Origin of the sequence: Gaetbulibacter jejuensis (assembly GCF_039524015.1) — a bacterium.
GTDB classification, from domain to species: Bacteria; Bacteroidota; Bacteroidia; order Flavobacteriales; family Flavobacteriaceae; genus Gaetbulibacter_B; species Gaetbulibacter_B jejuensis.
This window is the reverse complement of record NZ_BAAAGF010000003.1, coordinates 182326-197867: the sequence shown is the minus strand read 5'-3', so window position 1 is coordinate 197867 and position 15542 is coordinate 182326. Positions and strand designations below refer to the sequence as shown.

At 31.1% G+C, this 15542-nt stretch carries 11 protein-coding genes; 1 reads left to right on the top strand and 10 read right to left on the bottom strand.

Going from position 1 to position 15542, the window contains the following annotated elements; genetic code table 11:
* Positions 1 to 28: 28 nt before the first annotated feature.
* The 8 genes from ABD011_RS10530 to ABD011_RS10495 are packed head-to-tail and all read right to left on the bottom strand — an operon-like array spanning position 29 to position 9423.
* On the bottom strand, positions 29 to 1102 hold the full coding sequence (locus ABD011_RS10530) for a glycosyltransferase (protein WP_343798107.1): 1074 nt from the start codon (positions 1100 to 1102) through the stop codon (positions 29 to 31).
* On the bottom strand, positions 1099 to 2184 hold the full coding sequence (locus tag ABD011_RS10525; protein ID WP_343798105.1) for a glycosyltransferase: 1086 nt from the start codon (positions 2182 to 2184) through the stop codon (positions 1099 to 1101). The genes ABD011_RS10530 and ABD011_RS10525 overlap by 4 nt, the downstream gene beginning before the upstream one ends.
* A 3-nt stretch (positions 2185 to 2187) precedes the next feature.
* Positions 2188 to 4038, bottom strand: coding sequence for an asparagine synthase (glutamine-hydrolyzing) (gene asnB / locus ABD011_RS10520; RefSeq protein ID WP_343798103.1), 1851 nt, complete (start codon positions 4036 to 4038; stop codon positions 2188 to 2190).
* 20 nt (positions 4039 to 4058) lie between these two features.
* Entirely contained in the window at positions 4059 to 5156 is a 1098-nt protein-coding gene (locus tag ABD011_RS10515) for an O-antigen ligase family protein (RefSeq protein ID WP_343798101.1), read from the bottom strand.
* 1 nt (position 5157) lies between these two features.
* Positions 5158 to 6030 carry a glycosyltransferase family 2 protein gene (locus ABD011_RS10510; RefSeq protein ID WP_343798099.1) on the bottom strand — a complete coding sequence of 291 codons (873 nt, stop codon included), beginning with the start codon at positions 6028 to 6030 and terminating at the stop codon, positions 5158 to 5160.
* Positions 6023 to 7360, bottom strand: coding sequence for a murein biosynthesis integral membrane protein MurJ (gene murJ, locus ABD011_RS10505; protein ID WP_131506745.1), 1338 nt, complete (start codon positions 7358 to 7360; stop codon positions 6023 to 6025). The genes ABD011_RS10510 and murJ overlap by 8 nt, the downstream gene beginning before the upstream one ends.
* A gap of 21 nt (positions 7361 to 7381) precedes the next feature.
* On the bottom strand, positions 7382 to 8329 hold the full coding sequence (locus ABD011_RS10500) for a glycosyltransferase family 2 protein (RefSeq protein ID WP_343798097.1): 948 nt from the start codon (positions 8327 to 8329) through the stop codon (positions 7382 to 7384).
* Complete coding sequence (locus ABD011_RS10495; RefSeq protein WP_343798095.1) at positions 8329 to 9423, bottom strand: glycosyltransferase family 4 protein; 1095 nt, start codon at positions 9421 to 9423, stop codon at positions 8329 to 8331. The genes ABD011_RS10500 and ABD011_RS10495 overlap by 1 nt, the downstream gene beginning before the upstream one ends.
* A 290-nt stretch (positions 9424 to 9713) precedes the next feature.
* Here ABD011_RS10495 and ABD011_RS10490 point away from each other — a divergent pair, with 290 nt between their 5' ends.
* Positions 9714 to 13811 (top strand): T9SS type A sorting domain-containing protein, encoded by a 4098-nt coding sequence (locus ABD011_RS10490; RefSeq protein WP_343798093.1) that lies wholly within the window; start codon positions 9714 to 9716, stop codon positions 13809 to 13811.
* A 32-nt stretch (positions 13812 to 13843) separates the two neighbouring features.
* On the opposite strand, the gene ABD011_RS10485 is transcribed toward ABD011_RS10490, so the two are convergent.
* Together ABD011_RS10485 and ABD011_RS10480 are read right to left on the bottom strand one after the other, a co-directional pair.
* The gene (locus tag ABD011_RS10485; protein WP_343798091.1) at positions 13844 to 14215 is read right to left on the bottom strand and encodes a hypothetical protein; all 372 of its coding nucleotides are present in this window, start codon (positions 14213 to 14215) and stop codon (positions 13844 to 13846) included.
* An 80-nt stretch (positions 14216 to 14295) separates the two neighbouring features.
* Positions 14296 to 15495, bottom strand: a complete 1200-nt coding sequence (locus ABD011_RS10480) for an alanine dehydrogenase (protein ID WP_343798089.1) — start codon at positions 15493 to 15495, stop codon at positions 14296 to 14298.
* Between the last annotated feature and the right edge of the window lie 47 nt (positions 15496 to 15542).

Here is a 15542-nt window from a genome sequence, read left to right as displayed (position 1 = left end):
AAAAACAACTTAAATGATTGTTTGAGATTTAAGTTATTGCAATAATTTTTTTAATAAACTTGTCAATGTCTCTATCGCTAAGGTAATTGTCAAATTTACTTCTGTTACTTGTACTGTTTGATGTAGAAAGTGCTTTCTCAATAGCAATTTTTAAGCTTTCAGCATCATTTGGTTTTGATAAGTAGATACCTTCGATTTTATCAATTCCACCAGCACATGTTGTAGATACCACATTGTTGTTTTGCGACATCATTTGCAAAAGAACATTAGGAAAACCTTCGATTCTTGATGATACAACACATAGTTTTGCAGACTTAAAATAGGATAATACATTGTTTACATGACCTGGTAATATTATATCGTTGTCCAAACTTAAAGATTTAATTTGCGCTACTAAATCAGCTTTTAATTCGCCATCACCAAGAAGTATTAATTTTAAATTTGGGTAGGATATCTTAACATAATAAAAGGCTTTAATTAATAAATCAAGTCCTTTTTCTGGAATGAATCTACCAGCTGATACGATAAATTCAAAAGGAAGATTTACGCCTTCTTTTGCTCGTTCATTAAGTAAATATTCAAAATTTAATGGATTAGGGATGGTTACTATTTTTGTTTTCTTTTCAATACTTTTAAAATGTTGTATTAACTGGTTTTTCATCAATTCAGTCTGACAAATCAATAAGTCTATTTTTTTATACCCAATTTTATATGCTAGTTTATATAAAAATAGTTTTAATCCTTTGTACCTAAGGAAAATTGAGGTTGATTCTCTTGCGATAAACTTTTTAGTTTTTAAAATTTTAAGTTTTAGTAGTATTCCTACTAAAGCGTTAATATAGATATGAGATGTAAAAACGTAATCATACTCTTTTTTTTGTTTTTGACTTAGAGAAAGAAATTTTAAAACACCCAAAAATTTATTGCTAGTAGAGCAGAAGTGTTGATTAGTGTTATTTTTTATATCGTCCCAAAGCTTTGTGTCATAGGCTGTGATAAAATAAATATCTACAGTTGCTTCTTTAAAGTAGGATGCAACCATTTTTAAGTATTGTTCTGCACCACCAAGTGCATCGTTTGGAATGATTATTAGTACTTTCATGGTTTTGATTTAGATGAAAGACTATTAAACAAAGCTTCATACTTTTCTAAAATTAACTCTTTATTGTACTTTTTCGTAACTGATGCATTGATATGTTTAGGGTCCCAAACTTTTTGAACCATCATATTCAACGTTTCAATAAATTGAGTGGTGTTTTCTACAATATAACCATTTATGCTCTCTTCAATAATTTCTTTGGTTCCACCAGGAGCATTAAACGCTATTACAGGAGTTCCAACCACACAACTTTCTAGTAATGCATTTGGAAAACCTTCTACATATGAGCCTTGGATAAAAATATCGCTGTTAGATAAATATTGAGCTACAGTATTGGTATGCGGAATAATTTTTATATTATCAATAATTCCTAAATGTTTTGCATGCTGTATAATTGCATCTTTTTCATCTCCAGTTCCAATAATTGTATAATTATATTCAAAGCTTAATTTAGAAATTGCTTCTAAAATTCTGAGATGACCTTTTTCTTTACTTAATCGTCCTATTGTGATAAATTCTTTTACTGTAGTGATAGGCTTAGAAGATTTAATAGGTAAATAACCAGATATAGGATTGTTGATTATGTGTATTTTTTCTTTGGAAAATGAATTGTTTAATATTAGGTCATTAGCCATGTCAATAGACTGACAAATTACAGCATCTAAATACTTGTGGTAGTTTTTAAAAAAAGGAAATTGAAAAACACTTTTTTTTGTATTGAAACTATTCATAATACTTAATACACTAGCTTCTCTACCAACAAATTTAGTATTAAAGAAAAAGATAGATAACATAGCTAGCACTCTGTTAACATGAGCAATAGACCCAACAACTATATCAGGATTTTTTATTAGTATATGTTTAAATAATTTAGGTATTGCATTTAAGACTCTTCTTTTATTAAGAAAAAGAACCTCAATAGCTTCAGTGTTGTATATAGCATCTTTTTTTTGACCAACAACAATTAGTGTGCATGTAAATTTATTTGGGTTTAAATTACTAGCAATAAAAGAAATAACTCTTTCGGCACCACCAGCCTTTAATGATGGTAAAACAAAAAGTATATTTATTTTAGACTTAGACATAAGTTAGCTTATACTTATTCCTTTTCCATTAGTACTTAACCATTGTTTTAATACTAATAAAGACCATATTAAAGGGTATCTATTCCAGGTGCCATCCATATGTTGGTTAATCATAAACTGCACTTTTTTGGCGTCAATACAAGGTAGCGATTTTAAAGTGTCTTCATTTAATTCACTTAAAACATAGTCTTTTAAATCTTCTCTAAACCATTCAGAGAATGGCATAGTAAAGCCTGCTTTTGGCCTATTAAATATGTGCTTTGGAACTGATTCGTACAACACATCTTTTAGAATGCGTTTCATTTCTTTTTTATGAAATTTAAAAGATGTTGGTAGCGAATTTGCAAACTCAACTATTTGATGGTCTAGCAATGGAGCTCTAACTTCTAGTGAAAAAGCCATCGAAGCTCTATCTACTTTAGTGTTTATATCCCAATTAAGATAAGTTTTAGTGTCAAAATCACTAATACGTTCAAATAGGTTTTTATTATTGTGCATTAAGTATTTTGATTCGTCAACTAGTCTAGTGTTATAGTCTGTGTTTATATGAGATAAATCTACACCAGTCATAGCGCCTAAGTAAACTTCATTTACGTCTTTAAACTGTAAAGCTTTAGCAATAACATTTAGTCTATAGTGAGGTAATAGAGATAAGACTCCTGCACCAAGTTTTCTGATAGGTAATGGTAGTTTGTAATAAACTCCTCCTTTTTTTGCCCAATTGTATCTGTGATATCCAATAAAACTTTCGTCACCACCATCACCAGAAAGAGCTACTGTTACATGTTTTTTGGTATGTTTAGCTAAAAGCATTGATGGGATTGCTGAAGAATCAGAAAAAGGCTCATCGTAATAATGGCAAAAATTCTTAATTAAATCGATGCCTTCGTTGTAATTACATTCAATTACATGATGATCTGTTTGTAGGTGGTCTGCAACTTGCTGTGCATAATGACTTTCATCAAAGCCTTTTTCGTTAAATTTAACCGAAAATGTTTTAACCTTAGCCCTAGATGTTTGCCTTGCAGTAGCAGCAACTAATGAAGAGTCTACTCCTCCAGATAGGAATACACCAACAGGAACATCGGCAAATAACCTGCTTTTTACAGCGCCATTTAAAATTGTTTTAAGTTCTTGTTTAGCATCTTCATAACTTCCTTTATAAAGGTTTTTATTTGTGTAATCAATATCCCAATAGGGTTGTGATTTGAACTCACCAGAACTAAGGTTAAATGTAAACTTATGTCCTGCTTTAAGTTTTTTAACTTGACTGAAAATAGATTGAGGATCTGGTACATTTCCCCAAGATAAATAATAAGCTATTGCGCGTTCAGAAATTGTGAGGTTGTTGGAGTGTAATTGAATTGAGGATATTTGACTAGCAAATTCAAAATCTTTACCATCGTGGTAATAATAAAATGGTTTTTTACCTAGTCTATCTCTTGCTCCAAAGAGTATGTTGTTTTTTTCATCGTAAATTACAAACGAAAACATTCCAACAAAGTAATCTACACATTTTTCACCATACTCTAAATATGCAGCACAAAGTACTTCGGTATCACTAGTTGTTTTAAAACTATATCCTTTTTTACTAAGTGTTTCTTTAATTGTTTTGAAATTGTAAACTTCTCCGTTAAAAACAATATGAATTGTATCGTAATAAGTAAATGGTTGATTTGATCTAGGGTCTAAATCTATTATTGAAAGTCTGTTATGACCAAAAATGACTTGTCTATTATCTTTTTTATAAAACTGCCAACCCATTTGATCAGGACCTCTAAAAGCTGTTCGCTTGAGTTTGTCCTTAACTTGCTGTTCGTTATAATTTAATGTTGTTCCGTAAATACCGCACATAGTATGATTTGAGTTTACTTTTATAAAGTTATTTCATTTTCTTGAGAGTTATTTGTACTCACTTTATTAAATAACCAAATAGTTATAAATAGTATTAGGTAGTAATTAAAATAGTTATGCATTGTTAATAAAATAGCGCTTAATGATATGGCTAGGAGTAATTTATCAGTATTGGTTTTGTAGCCGTAAATAGTTTTTCTAATTAAATACAAATAAATACCAATAATAATCAAAAAGGGGATGATACCTGCTTCACCTAAAACCATTAAGTAGGTGTTATGCACACCTTGTTTAACATTGTCTATACCGCTAAAACTTTTATAACCATTTCCAAAAATTGGCTTATCTAAAATATCATTGTAATAGGTAGACCATCTGCTCATTCGGCTATCTTCAGTTAGTCGTTCTGTTTGTGCATTATTATTTAATAATCCAATTAATAGAGAAAATCGAGTAGTGTTAACTTGTAATATTGTGGCAAAACTTATTAATAGAGCCAATGTGCCAATACCAATTCCAAATAATTGCAAGTTTTTTCTGTTACTTATTGCAGAAAGTAATGTTATTAGAAACCACATTAAAAAAAAGAACCTTGAAAAGGTTAAAATACCTGCAAAAGTAAAAATGAATGTAAATAAATACTTTGTAGTTTTATTGCTAATGTTAAATGTTAAGCAGTAGCCTATTAGGCATACAAAAGCTGCTCCATTAGGATTTAAATAAAAGCCACTATACCTGCCATAGTTATCAGCGAAAAATAAAGAATGAATTAATACACTTGCTGCTCCAATTAAAAGAAAAAGTATTAACTCTTTTGAAGATGTGTCTCTAGCTACTTCAGCACCACAAATAATTAGAATACCGTATTTGATAAACTCATTGATGTAAACTTCATAATTATCAATATATGTTAGACCTGAAATTATAAAATAACTAACCCCTAGGATGGCTAAAGGGATAATTACAGGACGCTTTCTTGCAAAGAAATAATACCCAAGTAATAGTATAAAAGTAAGATGACTAACATAACCACCTATGGTTTCTCCAAACACAAAAAATGAGAAGCTATCAATACCCCAAAGAATTAAAATTAGAATTATGTATTTTAGGATTTTCATATTAAGTTCTTACTAATTTTAATGGAATATTCAACATAAATATCACAAAGCATGTAAGCTTTTTTACAAAAGACAAGCGATTGGTTCTTCGTTTTAAATATAGGTTAGATTTTATGTATTGAAATGCATAAAACCTATAAAATTTGTATTTTATAATATCATTTAAGGATACGTTTTCTAACTCAATCAAAGCACTGTTGTAATAGACTTTGGCTTTTCTTTCTTTACTTGTTTTTGTGGCAATAAGTCCATCGTTAGAATGGAAATAAATTCTATGGGCAATATTTATGCATAAAAAATCAAATGATCTATTAATATGGTTCCAAGTGTGACTTTCGCCAATATGACATTCATTACTTAAAATCATTTTGTTAGATTTTAAAACATTAGTTTTCCAACAATGCCATTTTTCGCCTTCAATGTTATGTTTGAGAACTCTAGTCTTAAAATCTACTTTCCAATAATCTTCAGGAAACTTATCTCCAATAATTTGACCGCTTTCATCCTTAGTGAGTGTCCAAATAGCTCCAATGCTATTATCAGTATTGTTAGTCCAAATATCTTTTAAATCTGATATTGTTTCTGGAACAAAAGTATCATCGCTATCTGCAATTATGGTGTATTTTTCTTTACACAAATCTATTGCAACGTTTACAGCATTAGATTTTCCTTTATTAATATTTAGTTTATGGTAAGTAATTTTAAATTCGGTAGTGTTTTTTATCCATTCACTAATTAGTTGATATGTGTTATCAGTACTACCATCATCAACAATAATCCATTCAAATGTTTTGGTGGTTTGTTGTATTAAAGATTTGTATACTCTAGGTAATGTATGCGCTCTATTATATGTTGGTGTAATTATATTAAACATAGGAACTGTTTAATTTGTTTATATAGACATATAAAATGATACTATTAACAATGGAAACTAACGATGTAGCTAATGCTAATCCATAAACTCCCATTACATCAATTAAAATAAAATTGAACACAATATTTAGAATTAAACTTACTAAAGAAGTTAATACCATAAAATTATTTTTATTTATTGATGTTAAAAACTTAACCATCACTAAGCCACTAATATAAGAAGGTATTTGTAAAATATACATTTGTTGTATTTTTGATACAATTACAGTGTCTGAACTTGTAAAAGCATTTCTCTCGAAAACAAGCCATATAATTGGAGAAGAGAGAAGAACTAGTATAATTACTATAATAGAGCTACTAATTATAAGGTATTTAAGTATTAGTTTTAGTTTTTTAAAAGTAGCTTCTTTATTATCAACAGCATTTTTAGAAAAATAGGGCAGAAGTACATTACCAACCGCAATACCTACAATTGAGATGGCAAAAGCAGGAATTTTGATTCCATAATTTAATGCAGCTATTGAACCAACAATTAATTGAGCTGAAAAGTATTGGTCTATAAGTGGGTTAATACCACTTAGCAAGCTAGATGACACTTTAGCAGGTATTTGCTTAAATAATACTTTAATGTTAACCGAAATAAAATCAGGTGTTTGTAATGTGATAATTTTTCGATTAAGTGCTACTATCAACAAAAACAAGAAGTTTAGGATACTTCCAAATAATGTACCTAAAGCAAGTACCAAACTTCCAAGAGCCTCTTTAAAAAAAACGAGACATATAATAATTGATATAGGCGTAAAAATACTTGCAATTGAAGAAAATTTAAACTCGTCATCAATGTTTAATAATCCGCTTATTAAAGAAGAAAGTCCCCAAAATAAAATACAAGGAGCTACATAATAAAATTGTGTTTTAATTAAACTATAGTATTGTGTAGTGTGACCTTTAAAAAATGTTTCTAAATAAGTGTCAGTAAAAAGTATAGCAATAAGTAAAAACACTAAGGATATTACAATTGTTACAATAAAACTGGTGCTTTGAAATGCTCCTATGTTTTTTCCTGTTTTTAATTCGCTAACATAGTTTGGTATAAAAACGCTTTTAAACGAATCTAGAAAAACACCACTTATAAATGTAGGAAACAATATAGCTATGTAAAAAGTGTCGAGTAATTCCGAAAGACCAAAGCTATTAGCTACAACTATTTCTTTAAAAAAACCAAGCCCACTTACAATTAAAGTAGTTACTCCAACGGTAATTACATTAGTAACCGTTGAGTTTTTAAGTAAGTTACTTATAAAAGATTTTAAATCGAATTTTGAATTCAATTGTACTGGTATTGGTTAAGTCTATTTTAGAAATCTTCTAATTGGCCATAATAGTACAAAGAAAAACTTGATAATAGGTGAATCAATAGATGTTGTGTAGTTTTTTAGGTTGAAATCTAAATAATTAGATAATCTTAGTAAAAAGTATAAGTTTTTTATAAAGTATGTTGGTGCTTTTAAAAAGTTCTCTTTAAAGAACCAATTAAAGTTAGCAATGAGTTGTGTAGCAGATCCTAAAGCAGTTTTTTCAATGTTAGAACTAGATATTGAGTTTTCAATGTTAGTATGATAAATACGTAATGCCTTATTAATATAAACAGTTATAAAACCTTTTTTAGCTAATAGATTCCAAACAAGTCCTTCAGGCATAAAACCGTTGCTAATAAACGCTTTGTTGTAAACTATATTCCTTAAAATATTAGTTTTAGTAAAACCCCATTTTTCACCTAAAATTCTCTTTACAGTATATGATTCAAAGGTATTACTAAAATATGGACTCGTAGGATAAGAGTCACCTACCTGATCACCATTTTGATCAATGCATAGAGCTGTAATAGCACCAATAGTGTTTTTTTTCTCAATAGGTATACTGTTGTAAGTACTATTAAACACCTCTAAAGCGTTATTAACGCATTCATCATCAGCATCAAATGTTAAAAAAAAATCACCATCGGCTAATTTAATGGCTTGCATAAAACAGCTCATCTTATGCTTGTTTTTGGAGTTATGTATATACTTAATGTCTAAAGGAGACTTTTTTATAATGCTTGAAATGGTGTTGTGAGAACTATCGGTAGAGCCATCATTAATGATTAACCATTCAAAATCCTTAAAACTTTGTTTAACTAAACAGTCGTGAACACGTTCAATTGTTTTTTCACAATTATATACAGGTGTAAAAACAGTAAATTTATACTTAAATGCCTTAGTTGGTTGTTCAATGTATTTTGGAATTAAATCTCTAAACATTATATAAGTTTAATTATGAGTTCGTTCCATTTTTCAGCAACTTGACTTACTTCGTATGCCTTAGCGGTTTTAAAAGCTTCTTTTCCTAGTGAATCTCTAAGGGTATTATTATCGATTAGTTCTATAAGTCTGCTTTCTAATTGTGATTGATTGTTGACTTCAATTAGGAAGCCATTTTTGGTGTTTTCAATAATATCTGAAGGTCCTGTCGGACAATCTGTTGATATGCATGCCATTTCAAAATACATAGCTTCTATTAAAGCATTAGGAAAACCTTCAGACTTTGATGTAAAAGCAAAAATACTAGCTGTATTGTAATAATTTTGAACATCGTTAATATTGCCTGTAAATATAACCTTGTTAGCTATATGTAACTTTTTAGTGAGTTTTTCATAGTCTTTTCGTAATTCACCATCGCCAATTAAAACAAGTTTCCAGTCCTTTTTATTTATGCTCGCAAATGCTTTTAATAATACATCTTGAGCTTTATTACTGTCTAACCGTCCAACATTAATTATAGTAGGTGTTCTTTTTTTAGAAATATTTTTTTGAGAACTTAATGTTTCAGAAATAGGATTAGAAAGGATTAAAACTTTATTGCTCTTAACAAAAGTTTGATAATAATTTTTAATCAAGTTTGATTGAACTACTAAGAAGTTAGCTTTAGGGTAGGTGTATTTTACAAGTTTATCCCAAAAAGAATTGTTTGTGTATATGTATGGGTTACTTCTTTCTGAAATTATACATGGTATTTTTAAAGATCTTGAAGCAATTAAACTTAATACATTTGATGTGGTCATAAAACTTAATACTAAGTCAATATTTTCACTCTTTAAATGTTTTTTTATTGTTTTAATGAGCTTTGTGTTATTCTTTAAAGCACTAACTAAGTTTTTACTATTGTTAATCTCATTGACACAAGACTTCAATGTAATTTCTTTATTTAAGGTATAAAATGGTGTAGTATTAACAATTGTTATTATGGTAACATTGTATTGTAATGCAAAATAATTGGCTAATGTAGTTACTACGCGTTCAGCTCCTCCAGAGTTCAAACTATACACAACAAAAGCAATATTTTTTTTGGGCTTCAAATTCTAATAATTTATGTAAATGTAGTTAATTTAATAGTTCTTTATTCATTATCAATTATGTAGGAATTTACTTTTAAACGTTAAAATTGTGTAGTTAGTCGACTTTTTTTACATTCTGCACGTATATTTGTTGACGCTAAAATCACTATTTCATCCTGAAAAATCTTTATTTGTAAGAAAAATATTTCAAATATTTTCTTTTTGTCGAATATTAATGCGTTAAAACGTATTTTTAAATATTATTTATATAGATTGCCAGTATAATAGCAAGCCCCAAAGATTAATAGTAGATGAAGCCCCTAAATTTTGGATGCCATAATTATGGCCTATTGTGTTTTAAAAAAGCACTGTGTTTAATTTTATTTGTATCGTATTATAGTATAGCTCAAGTTTACCCACCTGATGTTAATGTTAATTCAGTTGATTGGGGAACTTATCAAGTACCAACTAGTGTGCCTGATTATTTAGCTACGTTTACGGACCCATTAACAGGTAATAATGTTACCCGAATAAGTGATGAAAATGTATTTGGTTGTGATTGTTCTCAATTACGACATATTTATGCCAAAAAGCAACCTTGGAATGCTGATGGCACTAAAATTATGACTGCAGGTTGGCCATCAAAAATTTTAGATGGTAATACTTATGAGGTGTTAACTACTGCTTATTGCCGTTCATTATGGAGTAATGTTGAACCAGACATTACGTATGATTCACATGAGAACCAATTATTCAGAAGAAATATAGTTACACAAAATGAAACTGTTTTAAAAACATTTTCAGGGTATTCATCTGTAAGTGTTGGAGATGGAGAAGGTAATTTATCTAATGATGATCGTTATGTGGCTTTAATAGCGACTAGTGGATCACAAAAAACGATATTAGTTTACGATATATTTAATGATGAAATTCTGGGAACAAAGTCTCTAGGAACTGCTAGTATTGATTGGGTGTCTGTATCACAATCGGGTGAATATGTGGTAATGAGTGGATACTCTGATGGTTCAGGACCATTGCAAGGCATTAAAGCTTACGATAAGTACATGAATAATGAAATACACTTATATAGCGGAAGACCTCATGGAGATATAGGATACGATGCTCAAGGAAATGAAGTTTATGTTGCATACCAAGGTGTTAGTGGTTATAGTTTGTCTTATGCAAGATTAGACAATGGAGCAAAACAAGGAATTTTTCCATTCTCAGGAGGAGCAGGTGATAGTGGTCTTTGGGGAGGACATATTAGTACTAGAAATTTAGACAGACCAGGATGGGCTTATGTAAGTGAACAAGGGCATCCATCTAATGTAAATAATTATGAAGCAACAAGAGAGATTTTTGCTATTAAGTTAGATAATTCTCAAACTATAGAAAGATTTACCAAGCATAATACTAATTTAAATTCAGGATATAGCCATCAAGCTCATGCAGTACCAAATAGAGATGGGTCTAAGGTGATATTCGCAAGTAATTGGGATAACGCTAGCTTAGAAAGCAATTCTTATCCTTTGTTGTGGGTTGTAGAAGCACCACAAGATTCAGCAGGCATAACTGCAAACGCAGGAGAAGATGTGTCGATTTGCGAAGGAGATGAGGTGGTTTTAACAGCTTCTGGAGGAGCAACGTATGAGTGGAGTACAGGTGAAACTACACAAAGTATTACAGTAAGTCCAACTGAAACAACAACCTATATTGTTACTGCTTATGATGAATCTGGAAGTAATTCAGATCAAGATGATGTTACTGTAACAGTAAATGCACTTCCCATAGCTAATGCAGGAGAAGATGTGTCTGTTTGTTTAGGTAACTCTATTACGCTAACAGCTTCAGGAGGAAGTACATATTTATGGAGTACAGGAGAAACTACAGAAAGTATAACTGTATCACCAAGTGAAACAACAATATATTCAGTTGAAGTTTTTGAAAACGATTGTTCTAGTAGTGATGAAGTGCTAGTAACTGTTAGTGAGCTTCCTGTGATTAATGCAGGAGAAGATGTAACAATTAATCTTGGAGAAAGTACAATGCTTACAGCTTCAGGAGGAGATACATATTTATGGGATACTGATGAGACATCTGAGTCAATAACAGTAAGTCCAATCGAAACAACTACTTACACAGTAACAGGTTTTGTGGCTGATTGTGAAGCTTCTGATACTGTAACTGTAACAGTTGTTGATAATAGTGTAGTTGCTGATGCAGGAGAAGATGTGTCAATTTGTGAAGGCGATGAGGTTGTTTTAACAGCTACAGGAGGAGCAACGTATGAATGGAGTACAGGTGAAACCACACAAAGTATTACAGTAAGTCCAACTGAAACAACAACCTATATTGTTACTGCGTATGATGCATCAGGAAGTAATTCAGATCAAGATGATGTTACTGTAACAGTAAATGCACTTCCCATAGCTAATGCAGGAGAAGATGTGTCTGTTTGTTTAGGTAACTCTATTACGCTAACAGCTTCAGGAGGAAGTGCTCATTTGTGGAGTACAGGAGAAACTACAGAAAGTATAACTGTATCACCAAGTGAAACAACAACATATTCAGTTGAAGTTTTTGAAAACAATTGTTCAAGTACTGATGAAGTGATGGTTACTGTAAATGAATTACCAATTGTTGATGCAGGTTCTAATGTTACAATAAATGTAGGAGAAAGCACTACGCTTACAGCTACTGGAGCAGATTCTTATTTATGGAGTACAGGAGAAACTACCCAAAGTATAACAGTAAGTCCTGTAGAGACAACAACTTATTCAGTTACAGGATTTACAAATGGATGTGAAAACACGAACATTGTTACTGTTTTTTTGCAAGGTAGCACTGTAGTTGCTGATGCAGGAGAAGATGTATCGATTTGCGAAGGCGAAGAGGTGGTTTTAATAGCTACAGGAGGCGCAACGTATGAATGGAGTACAGGTGAAACCACACAAAGTATTACAGTAAGTCCAACTGAAACAACAACCTATATTGTTACTGCTTATGATGAATCTGGAAGTAATTCAGATCAAGATGATGTTACTGTAACAGTAAATGCACTTCCCATAGCTAATGCAGGAGAAGATGTGTCTGTTTGTTTTGGTAACTCTATTACGCTAACAGCCTCAGGAGGAAGTACATATTTATGGAGTACAGGAGAAACTACAGAAAGTATAACTGTATCTCCAAGTGAAACAACAACATATTCAGTTGAAGTTTTTGAAAACAATTGTTCAAGTACTAATCAAGTGATGGTTACTGTAAATGAATTACCAATTGTTGATGCAGGTTCTAATGTTACAATAAGTGTAGGAGAAAGCACTACGCTTACAGCTACTGGAGCAGATACTTATTTATGGAGTACAGGAGAAACTACCCAAAGTATAACAGTAAGTCCAGCAGAGGCCACAACTTATTCAGTTACAGGATTTACAAATGGATGTGAAGCATCAGATTCTGTTTTAGTATCAGTTGAAGACCTAGTAATTGCCAACGCAGGAGATGATGTTAGTATTTGTCAAGGTTACGAAACTGTTTTAACAGCTTCTGGAGGTGAAAGTTATCTATGGAGCACAGGAGCTACTACACAAAGTATAACAGTAAGTCCTAGTTCAACCTCAACCTATTCGGTTATTGTTTATGTAGGTGATCAACAAGATGAAGATGAAGTCACAGTTACTGTTAATCCTAATCCAAATGTTATTATTCAAAATGGAGATGAAGTTATGATACTGCAAGGTGATTATATTACTTTATCAGCAACAGGAGCTAATAGTTACCAATGGAGCAATGGTGCAACTCAGCCTAACATAGCTGTTAATCCTAGTGTTACAACAACATATTCAGTTACTGGATTTATAAACAATTGTGAAGATGAGAAGCAAATAACAGTTAATGTATTAGAAGAAGTTACAGCAGTTGTTGATGTTGAGCAAAATGAAATTTGTTTAGGAGAGACTGTTACACTTACAGCTTCAGGAGGAGATGAGTATTTATGGAGTACAGGAGATACAACTGAAAGCATAACTGTATCGCCTGAAGAGAGTTTAGAATATTCAGTAACAGTATTTAATGCGTTAGATTTTGATGAGACCTCAGTAATTGTTTCAGTGGTTGATTGTTCATCAATAGAAACTCCTGATGAGCCTGAGGAGTTTGATTTTCTTGTATATCAAGACCCACAAACAGATGTGTTAAAAGTACGCGTATCAGGTTATCAAAGCGTTAATGTGAATAACATGTCTATATTTGATATTACTGGAAAACACGTGTTCTCTATTGATTTTGAAGAAGAAGATGAGTCAATTGTTGTAAAAGAAATAGATACAAGCTCATTCTCTAGAGGAATCTATATCATTAGGTTGATATACGATGATAAAGCACTCGTTAAAAAAATTCCTATTCGATAAAAAAAGAAAAGACTTGGTTATCCAAGTCTTTTTTATTTAAAATCTATTGAAAGAACAGTAGCTACTGAATCACAGTTTCTGATATGAAGTGCAATATCACTTTTATTTAACTTGTTTTCAATTACATAAGTTTTGCAATCTTCAGACTTTGTATCACTTTCTTGAAAGTTAACATCTCCAGTTAAAATTAAATTAGTGATAGTAGTAGTGTCTATATCATGAGTATTCATAATTGCTTTCGTTTCATCTGAGAGCAATCGTTTTTTAATTGAAATGTTTTTAATGGTTCTTGCGTTTGGACCATAATCACAAGAAGTATTTTTTCCTCTTAAAAAAAAGGCTAAAAGTATTAAACCTATTGAAAATCCTCCTAAGTAGTAACCTATACGTTGTATTAATTTCATTAGTTAAATTGAAAATTTTCTGTAAAAATACAACCCTTTTTAACCTTAGCAAAACTCCAACTTAGTAAAGATGAATTGAACTAAAAAATAAGCAAGTTTACGTCATTATAGTTAAGACCAAACCAATCAGCTACCGACTTATTGGTTAAAACACCATGATATAAGTATAAACCGTTTTTTAAACCTCTATCAAACCTGATAGCATCTTCAATACCACCATCTTCAGCAATTTTTAGTAGATAAGGTGTGAAAATATTACTGATAGAAACTGATGCAGATCTAGAGTATCGAGCAGGAATATTAGGTACACAATAGTGAGTAACTCCATTGACTTCAAAAGTTGGATGGTCATGATTTGTAATTTCACTAGTTTCAAAACAGCCTCCCATATCAATACTAACATCTATTACAACAGCTCCATTTTTCATGCTGCAAACCATTTCTTCAGTAACAACAATAGGAGCTCTATTGGTTCCTCTTACAGCTCCAATAGCAACATCACAGCGTTTTAGGGCTTTAATTAAGTTTTTTGGTTGAATGGTTGAGGTGTATATTGTTCTTCCTAAGTTAGACTGTAAACAACGTAATTTGGTAATAGAGTTGTCAAAAACTTTTACATTGGCTCCAAGCCCAATAGCTGAACGTGCAGCAAATTCACCAACAGTACCAGCACCTATAATTACAACTTCAGTAGGAGGAACACCACTAATATTACCAAACATTAATCCGTTACCACCATTAACATTAGATAGTAATTCTGAAGCAATTAAAATTGAAGCTGTTCCAGCAATTTCACTAAGTGATCGCACAGCAGGATATGCACCATCTTCATCTTTAATAAATTCAAAAGCTAAAGCAGTAATTCGTTTAGAAGCAAGAGCTTCAAAGTATTTTTTACTTTGAGTTTTTAACTGTAATGCAGAAATAAGAAGCGTTTGCGGATTAATAAGTTTTATTTCGTCAAGAGAAGGTGGTTCTACTTTTAGAATAATAGGGTTAGAGTAGACCTTAGCTGTATCTTTGGTAACTTCGGCACCTGCTTCACTGTAGTTTTTGTCTTTAAAGTTAGCGCCTTCGCCAGCTCCAGATTCTATCATTACTCTATGTCCATTTGACACTAAAGCAGATACTGCATCAGGAGTTAAACAAACTCTTTTCTCTTGAAAATAAGTTTCTTTTGGAATACCAATGTATAGTTTGCCTTTTTTTCTTAAAACTTCTAGTTTTTCTTCTTGAGGCAAAAGTTGAGCCCTTGTAAAAGGAGATAAAGATTTACTCATTTGTGATTGAAATAATATTCAAATTACAAATAATAATTTGAATTTTA

Bases quoted from the DNA above. Each gene is read 5' to 3' on its own strand.
- ABD011_RS10510 (WP_343798099.1), bottom strand. From the start codon at position 6,030: ATGTTTAATATAATTACACCAACATATAATAGAGCGCATACATTACCT.
- ABD011_RS10480 (WP_343798089.1), bottom strand. From the start codon at position 15,495: ATGAGTAAATCTTTATCTCCTTTTACAAGGGCTCAACTTTTGCCTCAA.
- ABD011_RS10530 (WP_343798107.1), bottom strand. From the start codon at position 1,102: ATGAAAGTACTAATAATCATTCCAAACGATGCACTTGGTGGTGCAGAA.
- ABD011_RS10515 (WP_343798101.1), bottom strand. From the start codon at position 5,156: ATGAAAATCCTAAAATACATAATTCTAATTTTAATTCTTTGGGGTATT.
- ABD011_RS10485 (WP_343798091.1), bottom strand. From the start codon at position 14,215: ATGAAATTAATACAACGTATAGGTTACTACTTAGGAGGATTTTCAATA.
- ABD011_RS10525 (WP_343798105.1), bottom strand. From the start codon at position 2,184: ATGTCTAAGTCTAAAATAAATATACTTTTTGTTTTACCATCATTAAAG.
- asnB (WP_343798103.1), bottom strand. From the start codon at position 4,038: ATGTGCGGTATTTACGGAACAACATTAAATTATAACGAACAGCAAGTT.
- ABD011_RS10490 (WP_343798093.1), top strand. From the start codon at position 9,714: ATGAAGCCCCTAAATTTTGGATGCCATAATTATGGCCTATTGTGTTTT.
- ABD011_RS10500 (WP_343798097.1), bottom strand. From the start codon at position 8,329: ATGTTTAGAGATTTAATTCCAAAATACATTGAACAACCAACTAAGGCA.